Genomic DNA, 17,328 nt, shown 5'->3' with positions numbered 1-17,328 from the left:
TCGCAGCGGCGCCTCAGGCGCCGCGCAGCATGCCTTTCTGGCGCGTCTTGAAGCCGTTGAACAGCGGCGCCAGCAGCGGGTTGTAGCTCAGCGCGATGCGCTTGCGCAGCCAGCGTGCCGGCCGATCGCGAATCGCGAAACGATAGATGTGCTCCGGATCGCCGCCGAGCACATTGCGGCCGAACGGATGCGTCGTATGCAGGTGGTGGAAGCCGTGCTTGCGCGCGATCTCGACATGGTCCGCATCGAAGTCACCATACGGCCAGCACAACGTGTCGGAGACTTCGCCCAGTCGCTGCTGCAGCACCGTGCGTGCGGTCGCCAGATCGCGATCCAGTCCTTCGCAGCGTTGCACGCGATCGAGATCGGTGTTGAGCCAGCGCGTATGCGTATGCGTATGGCAGTGCACCTCGAAGGTGCCCGCATCGATCATCGCCTGCGCCTCGCTCCAGCGCATCATCACGTCATCGGCGCGGTTCTCGCGCAGGATCGCCGCCTCGCAGCCGTGGTGATCCGGCGTGGCCGGCAGTGTCAGGCCTTGCTGGCCTGCGTGCGGGCGCACTGCGCCGTCGCCCATCCAGTTGCTGACCACGAACACCACCGCGTGCATGCCGTACTTCTGCAGGATCGGATGGGCGTAGACCCAGTTGTCCAGGTAGCCGTCGTCGAAGGTGATGACGATGGACTTGCGCGGCACCGGCGCGCCGGCGAGGAAGCCGTCGAACTGCGCCAGCGTCAGCGAGGTCCAGCCATCGCGGGCCAGCCAGGCGATCTGGCTTTCGAAGTTCTCCGGCGAGACCGTGATCATGCCCGCCGATGGCGAGACATGGTGGTGCATCAGGACGGGAACGGATTTTGCGCTGGCCATGGGCCAAGCTCCTGCAGCCATTGACGATAGAGACGTTCGGTGGCCTCGGCATGGCCGTGTGCGCTGAAGGTGGGATTGGTGCGTACCCACTCCCAGCCGGCCCGCCCCATGCGCCGGCGACGCTCGGGATCGTCCAGCAACGTCTTGAGCGCGGCGGTCAGCCCAGCCTGATCGCCACGTGCCACCAGCAATGCATTGTCTCCCTCCCGCAACATTTCCGGGACGCCGCCGACCCGGGTGGCGACGATCGGCAGGCCGGCCTGGGCTGCTTCCAGGAACACGGTGCCGGCCGCCTCCTTCTGGGTGGCAAGTGCAAACAGGTCGAAGCCGCTCATCAAGCGCGCGGCATCGCTGCGGTAGCCGATCAAATGGATCTGCGCCGTGAGTCCCAATGTCTCGCGGAGCGCACACAGGCGCTGCATGACCGGGTCGCCATCGCCGACGATCACCAGATGCAGGCGTCGGTTGGCGTGGCACAGCGGCGCGATCGCTTCCAGCAGTTCGACGTGGCCCTTGGGCTCGCGCAGCACGGCCGTGCAGCCGACCACCACGTCATCCGCATCGAAACCCAGTTCCGCGCGTACCGTCTCGCGGCTTTGCTGCAAACGCTCCCAGCAGGTCCGCGGGTTCTCGTCTTCCCACGCCGGCTGCGCGGCGATCGGCGGAACCACGCCGATGCGTGCAGGCGGAATGCCGCGATCGACCAGCATGTCGTGCACGTAACGGCTCACCGTGATGACCCGGTGTGGCAGGGCGGTGTAGGTGAGCCGGCTGTTGATCGGGCTCATCAGGTGGCGCGAACGCACCACCAGGGGGGCTCCCACCAGCCGCGCGCCAGTGGCGGCGATCAGCGTGTCGATGCGGCTGGTGGTGTTGACCACGTCGAATCCTTCGCGCCGCACCAGTTGCCGTACCGCACAGATGCCGGTGAGCAGGCGTCGCGTCCCCCCCATCTTCAGCAGATAGACCGGCAGTCCGGCGCTGCGTGCCAGGTCCGCAAGCGGCGTGTCCGGCTGGCAGAGCAGGGCCATGTGGTGGCCGCGCTCGCGCATGCACAGCATCTGGCGATAGATGTAGATCTCCTGTCCGCCCAGGCCGGTCGCGGCTTCGGTGTGCAGGATTTTGAGCGGAGGGAACGTCATGGGGAGACGTGCACGGCGGTCAGGGTGGGAGGCATGTTCGGTAGGTTCATGGCCGGAACGGTGCGCGACCGGTCTCGGTCACGGCCTCGTTCATCGAGGTGAGGAAGGCCAGGGTGAGTGGTATGCGACACGATGCCGCGGCGATGGAACATCCATGCGGGTTGGGTGGGATGCCGGGCGAGCGGGGCGTGGCTGCAGGAGCGAAATGTGTGCCGCTCCGTGATGAGTGGATTCTCATCATTATATCGCTGTGTATCAGATGAGCTGTGTCGTCACGTTGTCACAGTGCCGATGGGATCGTGCCAAGGGGCGGTATGTCACAATCCGTCGCCAGCCGGACGTGTGTCGCGGGCCGGACGTTATTTCATTCCAGATCACGCTACCGAGGGGCCGCCGTGAGCCGTATTCCGACCTTAGACATCACTCGTTTCGACAGCGACCGCGACGCATTTGTTGCCGAGTTGGGCGCGGCGTACCGCGAATGGGGTTTTGCCGGCATCCGCAACCACGGCATCCCGCAGGTCGAGATCGATCACGCCTATGGCGTGTTCAAGGCGTTCTTCGCATTGCCGGATGAAGTGAAGAAGAAGTACCACGTGCCGGGCAGCGGCGGCGCACGCGGCTATACCGCGTTCGGCGTGGAAACCGCAAAGGATTCCAAGCACTTCGATCTGAAGGAGTTCTGGCACATCGGTCGCGAGATTGCGGATGACTCCAAGTACCGCCCGGTGATGTCGCCGAACCTGTGGCCCGAGGAAGTGCCGGGCTTCCACGAGGCGGGTTATGGTCTATACCAGGCGCTGGACAAGCTCGGCGCCAAGGTGTTGTCGGCGCTGGCCCTGCACATCGGTTTGCCGGAGAGCTACTTTGCCGACAAGACCGACTACGGCAACTCGATCCTGCGCCCGATCCACTACCCGCCGATCACCAGCGAGGACATCCCGAACGTGCGCGCCGGCGCGCACGAGGACATCAACCTGATCACGCTGCTGGTCGGCGCCAGCGCCGCCGGCCTGGAAGTGAAGTCCAAGCAGGGTGAATGGGTCCCGTTCACCTCGGACGCCGACACCATCGTGGTCAACATCGGCGACATGCTGCAGCGCCTGACCAACCACGTATATCCGTCCACCACCCATCGCGTGACCAATCCGCCGGGCGAAGAGGCGCGCAAGCCGCGCTACTCGGTGCCGTTCTTCCTGCATCCCAACCCGGATTTCCTGATCGACGTGCTGCCCTCGACGATCACCGCGGACAACCCCAAGCGTTATCCGGAGCCGATCACCGCCCAGGGCTATCTGGAAGAGCGCCTGCGCGAGATCAAGCTCAAGTAGTGCCGAGCTTGCTCGGCTGAGGCGTTACCGGCTCTCCAGTCGAGTCCTGGGAGGGGGAGCACAGTTCGGCTCCATGTCACGGTGCAGGGTGCTTAATGGACAAAGGCCGGTCATTCGATCGGCCTTTTCCATGTCTGGAATGTCCCGGCGGTGTCCATCCATAACCTGATGGAAGTGGTCGATGGATTATCCTTATACCTTTGGTATGCCCTGAAGGAGTGTCGATGTCCATGCGTCGCAAGATCGTCGCCGGTAACTGGAAGCTGCATGGCACCCGCGAATTCGCCCACGAACTGGTCCGCGGAGTTGCCGCCGGCCTGCCGATCGAGGGGGTCGAGCTGATCATCCTGCCGCCGCTGCCGTACCTGGGCGACCTGATCGAGGACTTCGGCGATTGCTCGATCGGCTTCGGCGCCCAGAACGTCAGCAGCAACGAAGTCGGCGCCTATACCGGTGAGGTCTCGGCGGCCATGCTGGTCGATGTCGGGGCGGCCTATGGTCTGGTCGGGCATTCCGAACGGCGCGAGCACTACCACGAGGACAGTGAGTTGGTCGCGCGCAAGTTCCGCGCTGCGCTCAACGCCGGGTTGGTGCCGATCGTCTGCGTCGGTGAGTCCCTGCGGCAGCGCGAGGCGGGCCAGGCCGAGGCGGTGATCGCCGCGCAACTGGCACCGGTGCTGGCGTTGGTGGGGGCCGAGGGTGTCGGCAAGGGGATGGTGGCTTACGAGCCGATCTGGGCCATCGGCACCGGCCGCAGCGCCAGCCCGGACCAGGCCCAGGCCATGCACGCCTTCATTCGTGGCGAAGTGCGTCGCCACGATGCTAGAATCGCCGATTCGCTGCCGATCCTGTATGGCGGCAGCGTAAAGCCCGACAACGCCGCCGTGCTGTTTTCGCAGCCGGACATCGATGGCGGGCTGGTGGGCGGAGCATCGCTGGTTGCCGGGGATTTCCTGGCCATTGCGCGGGCGGCCGCTGATAGATAAGTCAAATAGGTCTCGTCCGGGGACGGATTCGAAATGCTGATGTTGATCCTCAATGTGGTCTACGTGCTGGTGGCGATCGCGATGATCGCGCTGATCCTGATGCAGCGTGGCGCGGGTGCGGCGGCTGGTTCGGGTTTTGGTGCCGGTGCCTCGGGCACCGTGTTCGGCGCGCGGGGTGCATCGAATTTCCTGTCCAAGTCCACCAAGTGGCTGGCCGTGGTGTTCTTCGGTATCAGCCTGTTCATGGCCTGGTACGCCTCGCATGGCTCGCGCCCGACCGAGCAGGGCCTGGGTGTGATGTCGCAGGCTGCAGCGCCGGTCCCGGCCGCGCCCGCTGGTGAGCTGGTCCCGTCGGTGCCGCAGGCACCGGCCACGGCGACGGTGCCCGCTGAGCAGGCCCAGCAGGCGCCTGTCAAGCGTGAAGAAAACGCTTCAGAACCATCGCAAAAAGACTGAAGCCGGTTACAATACGCTGCGCACTCGCTTGAGCAGGTGCGCGACGTAAGCCCAGGTGGCGGAATTGGTAGACGCACTACCTTGAGGTGGTAGCGACTTAGGTCGTAGGGGTTCGAGTCCCCTCTTGGGCACCATGTTTGGCTACGAGTCCTGTGTGCGGCGGCAATGCCAGCGTGCAGAGGTTCGTTTATCCCATGCCCGCATGCTGGTGATGCGGGCAGAGGCAAGAGAGAAACGTCGTGCTGGCCGAATATTTGCCGAGTCTGCTGTTCTTGGTCGTCGCCACCGGTATCGGCATCGCCCTGATGCTGATCGGTAGGTTCCTCGGCCCCCGTCGCCCCGACGCACAGAAACTCTCGCCGTACGAATGCGGATTCGAAGCATTCGAAGACGCGCGCATGAAGTTCGACGTGCGCTATTACCTGATCGCGATCCAGTTCATCGTCTTCGATCTGGAAATCATCTTCATCGTGCCCTGGACGCAGGTGTTCATGGAAATCGGCGCCCGCTCGCTGGTCACCATGGGCCTGTTCGTGGGCATGCTGTTCCTCGGTTTTATCTACGTGTGGAAGAAGGGAGCGCTGGAATGGGAGTGATTCAGACCCTCGATCGTCTGATGACCAATCCGATCCCCGAGGGTCGGGTCGATGACATCCTGCGCCCGGAAGGCGAGAACCCGCTGCTCGAGAAGGGCTACGTCACCACCAGCGTCGATGCGCTGCTGAACTGGGCGCGCACCGGCTCGATGTGGCCGATGACCTTCGGCCTGGCCTGCTGCGCGGTGGAGATGATGCATGCCGGCGCCGCGCGCCTGGACCTGGATCGTTACGGCGTGGTGTTCCGCCCGTCGCCGCGCCAGTCCGACGTGATGATCGTGGCCGGTACCCTGGTCAACAAGATGGCGCCGGCGCTGCGCAAGGTCTACGACCAGATGCCGGATCCCAAGTGGGTCATCTCGATGGGTAGCTGCGCCAATGGCGGCGGCTATTACCACTATTCGTATTCCGTGGTGCGTGGTTGCGATCGCGTCGTGCCGGTCGATGTCTATGTGCCGGGCTGTCCGCCGACGGCCGAGGCCCTGGTCTACGGCATCCTCCAGCTGCAGAAGAAGATCTGGCGAACCCAGACCATCGCGCGCTGAACCCTCTTCTACCTTAGAGAGCAGCCAAGCCCCCATGGCAGAGCAAGCATCCTCCTTCACCGACCGGCTCCGCGCGCGCTTCGCCGGCGCCCAGGTCACCGTGGTCGAGCCGCGTGGCGAAGTGACGCTCGAAGTACCTTCGGCCGACTGGCATGCGACCTGCCTGGCGCTGCGCGACGAGTTCGGCTTCGAGCAGTTGTCGGACCTGTGCGGTATCGATTACCTCGGCTACGGCAGTGCCGAGTGGGATACCGCGGACGTGTCCTCGCACGGCTTCAGCCGTGGCGTCGAGGGCAAGGGCGCCGGACGTTTCGGCTGGGGCGAGTTCCCGTCGGGCGAGACGTCGGAAGGCATCCGGCCGCAGCAGTTGCCGACGCAGCGCTTCGCGGTCATCGCCCAGCTGCGTTCCTATCAACACAACCTGGCCTTGCGCGTGCGCTGCTATGCGCCGAACGACGAGCTGCCGGTGGTGTCTTCGGTCAACGACATCTGGCCGGGCGTGAACTGGTTCGAGCGCGAGGCGTTCGACCTGTTCGGTATCGTTTTCGCCGGCCATCCGGATCTGCGCCGCATCCTCACCGACTACGGTTTCGTCGGTCATCCGTTCCGCAAGGATTTCCCGCTGATCGGCAACGTCGAAGTGCGTTACGACGAAGAGAAGAAGCGCGTGATCTATGAGCCGGTGACTTCGGTCGAGCCGCGCGTGAACGTGCCGCGCGTGATCCGCGACGACGCGCGCTACAAGACTGCGGCTGGTGAGTCCGCACAGACGGAGGCCGCCAAGTGAGCGAGTTCCACCAGGCGCATGCCGCCTTCGCGAGCAATCCTGCCGAGAGCAAGCAGGAGATCCGCAACTACACGATGAACTTCGGTCCGCAGCATCCGGCCGCGCATGGTGTGTTGCGTCTGATCCTGGAAATGGACGGCGAGACCGTGGTCCGCGCCGATCCGCATATCGGCCTGCTGCACCGGGGTACCGAGAAGCTGGCCGAGTCCAAGCCGTTCAACCAGTCGATCGGCTACATGGATCGCCTGGATTACGTGTCGATGATGTGCAACGAGCACGCCTACGTGCGTGCGATCGAGACCCTGATGGGGATCGAGGCGCCGGAGCGCGCCCAGTACATTCGTACGATGTTCGACGAAATCACCCGCATCCTGAACCACCTGATGTGGGTCGGTTCGAACGCGCTCGACCTCGGCGCGATGGCGGTGATGCTGTACGCGTTCCGTGAGCGCGAAGAGCTGATGGATGTCTACGAGGCGGTCAGTGGCGCGCGCATGCATGCGACCTACTACCGTCCGGGTGGCGTCTACCGCGATCTGCCGGACCGCATGCCGAAGTACAAGGAATCGCGTTGGCACAAGGGCGGGGCGCTGAAGAAGCTCAACGCTGCGCGTGAAGGCTCGATGCTGGATTTCCTCGAAGACTTCACCAACACCTTCCCGTCGCGGGTCGACGAGTACGAGACCCTGCTGACCGACAACCGCATCTGGAAGCAGCGTACGGTCGGCGTCGGCGTGGTCGGACCGGACCTGGCCAAGGCCTGGGGCATGACCGGCGTGATGCTGCGCGGCTCGGGTATCGCCTGGGACCTGCGCAAGAAGCAGCCGTACGCCAAATACGATGCGGTCGATTTCGATATCCCGCTCGGCACCGAAGGCGACTGCTACGACCGCTACCTCTGCCGCGTGGCCGAGATGCGCGAGTCCAACCGCATCATCAAGCAGTGCATCCAGTGGCTGAAGGCCAACCCCGGCCCGGTCATGGTCAAGAACTTCAAGGTCGCGCCGCCCAGCCGCGAGGACATGAAGGACGACATGGAAGCGCTGATCCATCACTTCAAGCTGTTCAGTGAAGGCTATTGCGTGCCGGCCGGTGAGACCTACAGCGCCGTCGAGGCGCCCAAGGGCGAATTCGGCTGCTACCTGTCCTCCGACGGTGCCAACAAGCCGTTCCGCGTGCATCTGCGCGCGCCGGGCTTCGTGCATCTGTCCTCGATCGACGCGGTGGTGCGCGGCTACATGCTGGCCGACGTGGTGGCGATGATCGGTACTTACGATTTGGTTTTCGGTGAGGTCGACCGATGAAGGCGACAGGTAATTTCGAAGCGGCGCGTGACGTCGATCCGATGGTGGTGCTCAACGCGCAGACGCGCGCGCACATCGACCATTGGCTCAGCAAGTTCCCGCCGGAGCGCAAGCGTTCTGCCGTGCTGCAGGGTCTGCATGCCGCGCAGGAGCAGAACCAGGGCTGGCTGACCGACGAGTTGATCGCCGGTGTGGCCAAGTACCTGGACATCCCGCCGGTGTGGGCCTACGAGGTCGCCAGCTTCTACTCGATGTTCGAGACCGAGAAGGTCGGCCGCAACAACGTCGCCTTCTGCACCAACATCAGCTGCTGGCTCAACGGCGCCGAGGATCTGGTCGCGCATGCCGAGAAGAAGCTCGGTTGCAAGCTTGGTCAGTCGACCGCCGACGGCCGTGTCTATCTCAAGCGCGAAGAAGAGTGCCTGGCGGGTTGTGCAGGCGCGCCGATGATGGTCATCAACGGCCACTATCACGAGAATCTGACGCCCGAGAGCGTGGACCGTCTGCTGGAGGAACTGAAATGATGGGTGGCATTCGCATCATGGTATGCGTCGGGCTGTCGCTGGCGATCGCCAGCGCGCTGCTGCCCGGCAATGCCCGCGCCAGCGAGAACTGGGCCAAGTTCCAGGGCAGCGCCAAGACACCGACGGTATGGGTCGATCTGGCCTCCGTGCAGAAGTTCGCCAAGCCGTGGTCGGCTTATGGCATCGACAATCAACCGGTCAACTGCCCCTTCTACCGGGCCAACGTGCGCACGTTCCGGATCGAGTCGAATTATCCCGCCGGCAGCGTCGAGAACGAGCAGCTGTGCTTCTATTGCGACGGCAAGCAGGCGCAGGCCAGCAGTGTTTGCGGCAGCTCCGAGTTGCGCAGCAAGAGCGGCGAAGTGCTGGATTCCAGCAAGGAAAGCGACGAAGGCACGCTGCTCTTCCTGGATCATGCAAAGTACGGCAACACCGGTATCGTTGCGGCCGCGCAGGCAGTCTGCAAGCAGGTGCAATCTTCCGGTCTGCCTCTGAGCGGCAAGGATTCTTCGAAATGAGCCACGCTCACGTTTCGGGTCCGGTCGGTCCCGCACCGCAGCCGCATCAAGTCGTCCTCACGACGCTGCACTACGACACCCCGTGGTCGTACGAGAGTTACCTCAAGACCGGTGGCTACGCTGCGCTGCGCAGGATCCTCGAAGAGAAGATCTCGCCGGCCGACGTGATCGAGATGGTCAAGCAGTCCGGCCTGCGCGGCCGTGGCGGCGCGGGCTTCCCGACCGGCCTGAAGTGGTCGTTCATGCCGAAGGACGCGCCGGTCAAGTACATCCTGTGCAACTCGGACGAGTCCGAGCCGGGTACCTGCAAGGATCGTGACATCCTGCGCTACAACCCGCATTCGGTGGTCGAGGGCATGGCGATCGCCTGCTACGCCACCGGTTCGAAGGCGGCCTACAACTACCTGCGCGGCGAGTTCCACCACGAGCCGTTCGAGCACTTCGAGCAGGCTCTGGCGGACGCCTACGCGAACGGCTGGCTGGGCAAGGACATCCTTGGTAGCGGCATCGACATCGATATCTACGGTGCGCTCGGCGCCGGTGCCTACATCTGCGGCGAAGAAACCGCGCTGATGGAGTCGCTGGAAGGCAAGAAGGGCCAGCCGCGCTACAAGCCGCCGTTCCCGGCCAATTTCGGCCTGTACGGCAAGCCCTCGACGATCAACAACACCGAGACCTATGCCTCGGTGCCGGCGATCATCCGCAACGGTCCGGAGTGGTTCAAGGGCCTGAGCAGGACCGCCAACGGTGGTCCGAAGATCTTCTCGGTCTCCGGTTGCGTGCAGAAGGGTGGCAACTTCGAAGTGCCGCTCGGCACCACCTTCGACGAACTGCTGGAAATGGCGGGCGGCTTGAAGCCGGGCCGTACGCTGAAGGCGGCGATCCCGGGCGGCGTGTCGATGCCGGTGCTGAAGGCTGAGCAGCTCAAGGGCCTGCAGATGGACTACGACACCCTGCGCGCACTGGGCACCGGCCTGGGTTCGGGCGCGATCGTGGTGCTGGACGACAGCGTGTGCTGCGTCAAGTTCGCTTGCCGTATCTCGCAGTTCTTCCACAAGGAATCCTGCGGCCAGTGCACCCCGTGCCGTGAAGGCACCGGCTGGATGCACCGCGTGCTGGAGCGCATCGTCGCCGGCAAGGCCACGATGGAAGACCTGCACCAGCTGCGTGCCGTGGCCGGTCAGATCGAGGGCCACACCATCTGCGCGTTCGGTGAAGCGGCGGCCTGGCCGATCCAGGGCTTCCTGCGTCAGTTCTGGGACGAGTTCGAGTACTACATCGTCAACGGTCATTCGATCGTCGACGGCAAGAAGGTGGAGGCTGCTGCCGCATGAGCGCGCAACCCGTGAATCCCAACGTGGCGCCGGCGCTTGTGCCGGAAGGACACGTCAGCATCGAGATCGACGGGCAGGGCCTGGTCGTTCCGAAGGGTTCGATGATCATCCAGGCCGCCGACAAGGCTGGCATTCCGATCCCGCGCTTCTGCTACCACGAGAAGCTGCCGATCGCGGCCAACTGCCGCATGTGCCTGGTCGATGTCGAGAAGTCGCCGAAGCCGTCGCCCGCGTGCGCGACGCCGGTGATGGAAGGCATGAAGGTCACCACGCGCAGCGAGAAGGCGCTGAAGTACCAGCGCAGCGTGATGGAATTCCTGCTGATCAATCACCCGCTGGACTGCCCGATCTGCGATCAGGGCGGCGAGTGTGAGCTGCAGGACGTTTCGCTCGGCTACGGCCGTTCGGTCAGCCGCTTCAACGAGCGCAAGCGCGTGGTGCCGGACGAGGACATGGGGCCGCTGGTCGCCACCGAGATGACCCGCTGCATCCAGTGCACGCGCTGCGTGCGCTTCACTGCGGACGTCGCCGGTACCTACGAGCTGGGCGGCATGTATCGCGGCGAGAACCTGCAGATCGGTACCTACGACGGCAAGCCGCTGACCACCGAGCTGTCCGGCAACGTCATCGATGTGTGCCCGGTCGGCGCGTTGACCAACAAGGTGTTCCAGTTCCGTGCCCGTCCGTGGGAGCTGCAGGCGCGTGAGTCGCTCGGCTACCACGACGCGATGGGTTCGAACCTGTTCCTGCACGTGCGTCGCGGCGAAGTGCTGCGCGCGGTGCCGCGTGACAACGAAGCGGTCAACGAGTGCTGGCTGTCGGATCGCGACCGCTATTCGCATCAGGGCCTGTACAGCGCCGACCGTGCGGTCAAGCCGCTGAAGAAGGTCAATGGCGAGTGGCAGGAAGTGAGCTGGGCCGAGGGCCTGGCTGCTGCCATCGAAGTGCTCAAGGCGCATCGTGGCGACGATCTTGGCGTGCTGGTGCATCCGTCCGCCTCGAATGAGGAAGGTGAGCTGCTGGTGCGTCTGGCTGAAGGGCTGGGGACCGGCAACCTCGATCACCGCATCTACAACCGCGATTTCTCCGACGCCGCCGTTGCGCAAGCGTTCGCGAAGCCGTTGGCCGAGATCGAGCAGGCCGATGTGATCGTGATCGTCGGCAGCAACGTGCGCCATGAACTGCCGCTGCTGCATACCCGCCTGCGCAAGGCGCAGACCACGCGCGCCGCCAAGATCCACTCGATCAACCCGGTCGATTTCGATTTCGCCTTCAGCCAGGCTGGCAAGCAGATCGTTGCTCCGTCCGGCTACGCGGCGGCACTGGACGACGCTGCGCTGCGCGATGCCGTCAAGGCCGGTGCCCGTGCGGTGGTCATCGTTGGCGGGCTGGTCGAGAACCATCCGCAGGCAGCGACGCTGCGCAAGGCCGTTGCCGATTTCGCCGCCGCAACCGGTGCCGTGCTGTGCCGTATTCCGCAGGGCGCGAATGCGCTCGGCCTGACCGCTCAGGGCGTGCTGCCGAGCGGGCTTGATGTTGCGGCGATGCTGGCCGCGCCGCGCAAGGCGTATGTGACCTACGGCATCGAGCCGGGCCTGGATTTCGCCGATGCCGCTGCCGCGTGCAAGGCATTGGCAGGCGCCAAGGTAGTGGCCTTCAGCCAGTTCGCCTGCGTTTCCACGCGCGATGTGGCCGATGTGATCCTGCCGATCGGTGCGCTGCCGGAAATCGAAGCGACCCTGACCAATCTCGACGGCCGTTCGCAGCTCTCGCGTGCTGCCGGCAAGCTGCCGGGCGAGGCTCGCGAGGGCTGGCGCGTGCTGCGTGCGCTGGGCGGCGAGCTCGGTCTGGCCGGCTTTGGCTTCACTGATCTGGCGGGCCTGCGAGCTGGTCTGCAGGCGCGCAATGTTTCGCCGAAGGCTTCGGTCCAGCCGTCTGCGGCCGTTGAAGGCCTGGAAGTAGCCGCGACCACTGCGATCTACCGCACCGACGCCGTCGTGCGTCGTGCGCAGGCGTTGCAGGCGCATCCGTTGAACATCGCGCCGTGCATCACTCTGCATCCCGACGAGGCCGCCAAGCTGCAGGTCGGGGAAGGGCAGGTAGTCAAGGTGGGCACCGCGACGGGACACGCCACGCTGCCGGTGGTTCTCGACAAGCGGGTGGCTGCGGGTACGGTCTGGATCGAGTCGGGCCATGGCGCAACTGCGCCGATCGGTGCCGGTCGCGTAACGGTGGTGGCTGCATGAACGAGATGCTGTTGAACGCGGTGGACCCGCTGCACCAGTGGTTCCTGGGACTGGGCGCGATCGGCGCGCTGATCTGGATCATATTGAAGATCCTGCTGATCGCCGTGCCGGTCATCACCGCGGTGGCGTTCTACGTGGTGTGGGAGCGCAAGCTGATCGGCTGGATGCACGTGCGCCACGGGCCGATGTACGTCGGCGCGGGCATCCTGCAGGCCTTCGCCGACGTGTTCAAGCTGCTGTTCAAGGAGATCGTGCAGCCGACCAACACGCACAAGGCACTGTTCGTGATCGCGCCGCTGATCACGCTGGCGCCGGCATTCGCGGCCTGGTCGGTGGTGCCGTTCGATTCCAAGCTGGTGCTGTCCAATGCCAACGTCGGCCTGCTGTACCTGCTGGCGATGACCTCGCTGGGCGTGTACGGCATCATCCTGGCCGGTTGGGCTTCGAACTCGAAGTACGCCTTCCTCGGCGCGATGCGTTCGGCCGCGCAGGTGGTCAGCTACGAAATCGCGATGGGCTTCGCTCTGGTCGGCGTGATGATTGCCGCGCAGAGCGTCAACCTGAGCGAGATCGTGCTGGCGCAGGCCGGCAGCTCGGGCTTCTTCGACTGGTTCCTGATTCCGCTGTTCCCGTTGTTCATCGTGTACTGGGTGTCCGGCGTGGCCGAGACCAACCGTGCACCGTTCGACGTGGTGGAAGGCGAGTCGGAGATCGTGGCCGGCCACATGGTCGAGTACTCGGGTGGTGCATTCGCGCTGTTCTTCCTGGCCGAATACGCCAACATGATCCTGGTCAGCTTCCTGATCTCGATCTTCTTCCTGGGTGGTTGGTTGAGCCCGATCCAGGGCTGGGTGACGGCGGATGTGTCGCCGTGGATCAACTGGATCTGGACCGGCGGTTGGCCGTGGCTGCTGCTGAAGGTGTTGTTCTTCGCCAGCGCGTACATCTGGTTCCGTGCCAGCTTCCCGCGCTACCGCTACGACCAGATCATGCGGTTGGGCTGGAAGGTATTCATTCCGCTGACCATCGTATGGATTGCGGTCACGGCACTGATGGTGTTCTACGGCGTGATCCAGAAGGGCGTGTAATTCGATGAACAAGATCACCCACTATTTCAAGAGCCTGCTGCTGCTCGAGCTGCTCGCCGGCCTGTGGCTGACGCTGAAGTACACCTTCAAGCCGAAGTACACCGTGCTGTACCCGATGGAGAAGTTCCCGCAGTCGCCGCGTTTCCGTGGCCTGCATGCGCTGCGTCGCTACCCGAACGGTGAAGAGCGCTGCATCGCCTGCAAGCTGTGCGAAGCGGTCTGCCCGGCGCTGGCGATCACCATCGACTCGGCCAAGCGCGAGGACGGCAGCCGCCGCACCACGCGTTACGACATCGACCTGTTCAAGTGCATCTTCTGCGGCTTCTGCGAAGAGAGCTGCCCGGTCGATTCGATCGTCGAAACCCACATTCTCGAGTACCACTTCGAGAACCGCGGCGAGAACGTCGTCACCAAGCCGCAGCTGCTGGCGATCGGAGACCGGCTGGAAGCCGAGATCGCCGAGCGTCGCGCCGCCGATGCCGCCTTCCGCTGAGGTCATGATGGACTGGGTCAATATCGCTTTCTGGGCCTTCTCTGCCATCGCGGTCATCGCCGCGGGCGCGGTGATCAGCGTGCGCAATCCGGTGTACGCCGTGTTGTGCCTGATCCTGACGTTCTTCTCCATCGCTTGCGTATGGCTGCTGGTCGGTGCCGAGTTCCTCGGCGTGACCCTGGTGCTGGTCTACGTCGGCGCGGTGATGGTGCTGTTCCTGTTCGTGGTGATGATGCTCGACATCGACACCACCCGCATGCGCGAGGGTTGGGTGAAATACCTGCCGGTCGGGCTGATTGTGGCGGTGGCGATGCTGGCGCAGATGGTCACCCTGATCGGCGTCAAGGCGCGCTCGGTTGCCCCGCTGCCGGCCGACAACGCCGCCGCACAGGCCGCCGACGTGTCCAACCTGAAGTGGCTGGCGCACGCTTTGTTCACCGAGTTCCTGCTGCCGTTCGAGTTCGCCGCGGTGATCCTGACCGTGGCGGTGATCGCGGCGGTGATGCTGACCTTGCGCAAGCGCGAGGGCATCAAGACCCAGGACGCTGGTGCGCAGACCCGGGTCAAGGCCGGTGATCGCCTGCGCATCGTCAAGATGGCGGTCGAGAGGAAGCAACCGGTCGCGCCGTCGGCCGATTCCGCAAATGGTCAGGCACAGGAGGCCAAGCCGTGATCACACTGGGCCATCTGCTCGGACTGGGTGCGGTGCTGTTCTGCATCAGCCTCGCCGGCATCTTCCTCAATCGAAAGAACGTGATCGTGTTGCTGATGTCGATCGAACTGCTGCTGCTGTCGGTCAACATCAACTTCATCGCCTTCTCTCGCCAGATGGGCGATCCGGCCGGTCAATTGTTCGTGTTCTTCATCCTGACCGTGGCTGCCGCCGAGGCCGCCATCGGCCTGGCGATCCTGACCACCCTGTTCCGTACACGCCGCACGATCAATGTGGCCGAAGTCGATTCGCTGAAGGGCTGAGCCGTAGATGGAAATCACTCTCTCCAAGAATCTGCTGATCGCCGTGGTGCTTGCACCGCTGGTGGGCAGCATCATCGCCGGTCTGTTCGGCCGGCAGGTGGGACGCAAGGGGGCGCAGTTCGCCACCATCCTCGGCGTCGCGGTCAGCTGCGCATTGTCATGCTGGACGCTGTACCAACTGGCCGGGCAGGGCGCGGTGCCGTTCAACCAGAACCTCTACACCTTCTTCGAAGTCGGCAACTACTCGGCGCATATCGGCTTCATGGTCGACCGCCTGACCGCGATGATGATGGTCGTGGTGACCTTCGTGTCGCTGCTGGTGCACATCTACACCATCGGCTACATGGAAGAAGACCCGGGCTACCAGCGTTTCTTCAGCTACATCTCGCTGTTCACCTTCTCGATGCTCACCCTGGTGATGAGCAACAACTTCCTGCAGCTGTTCTTCGGCTGGGAAGCCGTGGGCCTGGTGTCGTACCTGCTGATCGGTTTCTGGTTCAAGCGTCCGACCGCGGTGTTCGCCAACATGAAGGCGTTCCTGGTCAATCGCGTCGGCGACTTCGGCTTCATCCTCGGTATCGCGGGTGTGCTGCTGTGGTTCGGTTCGCTGGACTACTCGGTGGTGTTCGCCAACGCACCACTGTTGGCGGGTGCTCAGGTGCAGTTGCTGTCCGGGCACACCTGGAGCGTGATGACGCTGATCTGCATCTGCCTGTTCATCGGTGCGATGGGCAAGTCGGCGCAGGTGCCGCTGCACGTGTGGCTGCCCGACTCGATGGAAGGCCCGACCCCGATCTCGGCGCTGATCCACGCCGCGACGATGGTGACCGCTGGTATCTTCATGGTGGCGCGCATGTCGCCGCTGTTCGAGCTGTCGCAGACCGCGCTGGACTTCGTGTTGTTCGTCGGTGCCACCACCGCGTTCTTCACCGGCCTGATCGGTATCGTGCAGAACGACATCAAGCGCGTGGTCGCGTACTCGACGCTGTCGCAGCTCGGCTACATGACGGTTGCGCTGGGCGTGTCGGCCTACTCGGCGGCAGTTTTCCACCTGATGACCCACGCCTTCTTCAAGGCGCTGCTGTTCCTGGCGGCCGGCTCGGTCATCATCGGCATGCACCACGAGCAGGACATGCGCAAGATGGGCGGCCTGCGCAAGTACATGCCGATCACCTACTGGACCAGCGTGATCGGTACGCTGGCGCTGGTGGGCACCCCGTTCTTCTCCGGTTTCTACTCGAAGGACACCATCATCGAGGCGGCCCAGCACCATGCCCACGAGGCACACAGCTGGGTGGCGACCTACGGCTACTGGGCAGTGCTCGGCGGCGTGCTGGTGACCAGCTTCTACAGCTTCCGTCTGCTGTTCATGACCTTCCACGGCAAGGAGCGCTTCCGCGACGCGCACGATGATCATGCACATGGTCACGACGCGCATGCGCATGACGACCATGCCCACGACGATCATGATCACGGCCATGGCCACCATGGCGCGCACGAGCCGCACGAATCGCCATGGGTGGTGACGCTGCCGCTGGTGCTGCTGGCGATCCCGTCGATCGCGGTCGGTTTCTTCTCGATCGGGCCGATGCTGTTCGGTACCGACTGGGCAGGTCACCATGCCGCCGAGGCGATCAAGGGCCAGGCCGTGTCGTTCTTCACCGGCATCATCGATTTCTATGATCCGGCCCGTGACACGGTGGGTGCGCTTGCCGAGGAATTCCACGGTCCGGTCGCGTTCGCTCTGCACGGCATGACCGCGTGGCCGTTCTTCCTGACGGTGGCCGGCTTCCTGCTCGCGGCGCTGTTCTACCTGTGGAAACCGGAGCTTGCGACCAAGGCACGCGAAGTGTTCTCGCTGCCGGTGCGCATCCTCGAAAACAAGTACGGCTTCGACAAGCTCTGGATCGGCGGTTTTGCCGGCGGTGGCGTCAAGCTGGGCAAGGCCTCGCGTGCGATCGATACCTACGTCGTGGACGGCGCTGTGGTGAACGGCTCGGCGCGACTGGTCGACTTGGCCGCGAACCTGCTGCGTCGCACGCAATCCGGGCTCCTCTACCACTACGCCTTTGCAATGATCATCGGTCTGATCGCCTTGTTGGCGGTACTGATGCATTTCTGGCGTTGACCTGTAC

Annotated in this window: 18 protein-coding genes and 1 tRNA gene; 17 read left to right on the top strand and 2 right to left on the bottom strand. The window is 64.1% G+C overall.

What is annotated here, in order from left to right; genetic code table 11:
* Positions 1-13: 13 nt before the first annotated feature.
* Entirely contained in the window at positions 14-868 is an 855-nt protein-coding gene (locus tag AC3WJE_RS16635) for a polysaccharide deacetylase family protein (RefSeq protein ID WP_493731931.1), read from the bottom strand.
* Entirely contained in the window at positions 838-2,010 is a 1,173-nt protein-coding gene (locus tag AC3WJE_RS16630; RefSeq protein WP_493731930.1) for a glycosyltransferase family 4 protein, read from the bottom strand. The genes AC3WJE_RS16635 and AC3WJE_RS16630 overlap by 31 nt, the downstream gene beginning before the upstream one ends.
* Before the next feature lie 395 nt (positions 2,011-2,405).
* On the opposite strand from AC3WJE_RS16630, the gene AC3WJE_RS16625 reads away from it, so the two are divergent.
* From AC3WJE_RS16625 to nuoL, 17 genes are all read left to right on the top strand, one after another.
* Positions 2,406-3,341: an isopenicillin N synthase family dioxygenase gene (locus AC3WJE_RS16625; RefSeq protein WP_493731929.1), complete on the top strand. Its 936-nt coding sequence runs from the start codon at positions 2,406-2,408 to the stop codon at positions 3,339-3,341.
* A 230-nt stretch (positions 3,342-3,571) separates the two neighbouring features.
* Entirely contained in the window at positions 3,572-4,327 is a 756-nt protein-coding gene (gene tpiA / locus AC3WJE_RS16620) for a triose-phosphate isomerase (protein ID WP_493731959.1), read from the top strand.
* 33 nt (positions 4,328-4,360) lie between these two features.
* Positions 4,361-4,783 carry a preprotein translocase subunit SecG gene (gene secG, locus AC3WJE_RS16615; protein ID WP_493731928.1) on the top strand — a complete coding sequence of 141 codons (423 nt, stop codon included), beginning with the start codon at positions 4,361-4,363 and terminating at the stop codon, positions 4,781-4,783.
* Between the two features lie 49 nt (positions 4,784-4,832).
* Positions 4,833-4,917, top strand: a tRNA-Leu gene (locus AC3WJE_RS16610).
* 105 nt (positions 4,918-5,022) lie between these two features.
* Entirely contained in the window at positions 5,023-5,379 is a 357-nt protein-coding gene (locus AC3WJE_RS16605) for an NADH-quinone oxidoreductase subunit A (protein WP_493731927.1), read from the top strand.
* Positions 5,370-5,924 (top strand): NuoB/complex I 20 kDa subunit family protein, encoded by a 555-nt coding sequence (locus tag AC3WJE_RS16600; RefSeq protein WP_493731926.1) that lies wholly within the window; start codon positions 5,370-5,372, stop codon positions 5,922-5,924. Before AC3WJE_RS16605 ends, AC3WJE_RS16600 begins: the two co-directional genes overlap by 10 nt.
* Before the next feature lie 34 nt (positions 5,925-5,958).
* A complete protein-coding gene (locus tag AC3WJE_RS16595; protein ID WP_493731925.1) occupies positions 5,959-6,711 on the top strand; it encodes an NADH-quinone oxidoreductase subunit C in 753 nt (250 codons plus the stop codon).
* Positions 6,708-8,015 carry an NADH-quinone oxidoreductase subunit D gene (locus AC3WJE_RS16590; protein WP_493731924.1) on the top strand — a complete coding sequence of 436 codons (1,308 nt, stop codon included), beginning with the start codon at positions 6,708-6,710 and terminating at the stop codon, positions 8,013-8,015. Before AC3WJE_RS16595 ends, AC3WJE_RS16590 begins: the two co-directional genes overlap by 4 nt.
* Positions 8,012-8,539 (top strand): NADH-quinone oxidoreductase subunit NuoE, encoded by a 528-nt coding sequence (gene nuoE, locus AC3WJE_RS16585; RefSeq protein WP_493731923.1) that lies wholly within the window; start codon positions 8,012-8,014, stop codon positions 8,537-8,539. The genes AC3WJE_RS16590 and nuoE overlap by 4 nt, the downstream gene beginning before the upstream one ends.
* Positions 8,539-9,057 carry a hypothetical protein gene (locus tag AC3WJE_RS16580; RefSeq protein ID WP_493731922.1) on the top strand — a complete coding sequence of 173 codons (519 nt, stop codon included), beginning with the start codon at positions 8,539-8,541 and terminating at the stop codon, positions 9,055-9,057. The genes nuoE and AC3WJE_RS16580 overlap by 1 nt, the downstream gene beginning before the upstream one ends.
* Positions 9,054-10,391, top strand: coding sequence for an NADH-quinone oxidoreductase subunit NuoF (nuoF, locus tag AC3WJE_RS16575; protein WP_493731921.1), 1,338 nt, complete (start codon positions 9,054-9,056; stop codon positions 10,389-10,391). Before AC3WJE_RS16580 ends, nuoF begins: the two co-directional genes overlap by 4 nt.
* Positions 10,388-12,637 carry an NADH-quinone oxidoreductase subunit NuoG gene (nuoG, locus tag AC3WJE_RS16570; protein WP_493731920.1) on the top strand — a complete coding sequence of 750 codons (2,250 nt, stop codon included), beginning with the start codon at positions 10,388-10,390 and terminating at the stop codon, positions 12,635-12,637. Before nuoF ends, nuoG begins: the two co-directional genes overlap by 4 nt.
* Positions 12,634-13,725 carry an NADH-quinone oxidoreductase subunit NuoH gene (gene nuoH / locus AC3WJE_RS16565; protein ID WP_493731919.1) on the top strand — a complete coding sequence of 364 codons (1,092 nt, stop codon included), beginning with the start codon at positions 12,634-12,636 and terminating at the stop codon, positions 13,723-13,725. Before nuoG ends, nuoH begins: the two co-directional genes overlap by 4 nt.
* A gap of 4 nt (positions 13,726-13,729) precedes the next feature.
* A complete protein-coding gene (gene nuoI / locus AC3WJE_RS16560) occupies positions 13,730-14,218 on the top strand; it encodes an NADH-quinone oxidoreductase subunit NuoI (protein WP_493731918.1) in 489 nt (162 codons plus the stop codon).
* Positions 14,202-14,891, top strand: coding sequence for an NADH-quinone oxidoreductase subunit J (locus AC3WJE_RS16555; RefSeq protein WP_493731917.1), 690 nt, complete (start codon positions 14,202-14,204; stop codon positions 14,889-14,891). The genes nuoI and AC3WJE_RS16555 overlap by 17 nt, the downstream gene beginning before the upstream one ends.
* The gene (gene nuoK, locus AC3WJE_RS16550) at positions 14,888-15,193 is read left to right on the top strand and encodes an NADH-quinone oxidoreductase subunit NuoK (RefSeq protein ID WP_493731916.1); all 306 of its coding nucleotides are present in this window, start codon (positions 14,888-14,890) and stop codon (positions 15,191-15,193) included. The genes AC3WJE_RS16555 and nuoK overlap by 4 nt, the downstream gene beginning before the upstream one ends.
* Before the next feature lie 7 nt (positions 15,194-15,200).
* A complete protein-coding gene (gene nuoL / locus AC3WJE_RS16545) occupies positions 15,201-17,321 on the top strand; it encodes an NADH-quinone oxidoreductase subunit L (protein ID WP_493731915.1) in 2,121 nt (706 codons plus the stop codon).
* Positions 17,322-17,328: the final 7 nt, after the last annotated feature.

The organism is Pseudomonas sp. GW821-FHT07E12 (assembly GCF_058986605.1).
This window is presented reverse-complemented; position numbering and strand designations above follow the sequence as displayed.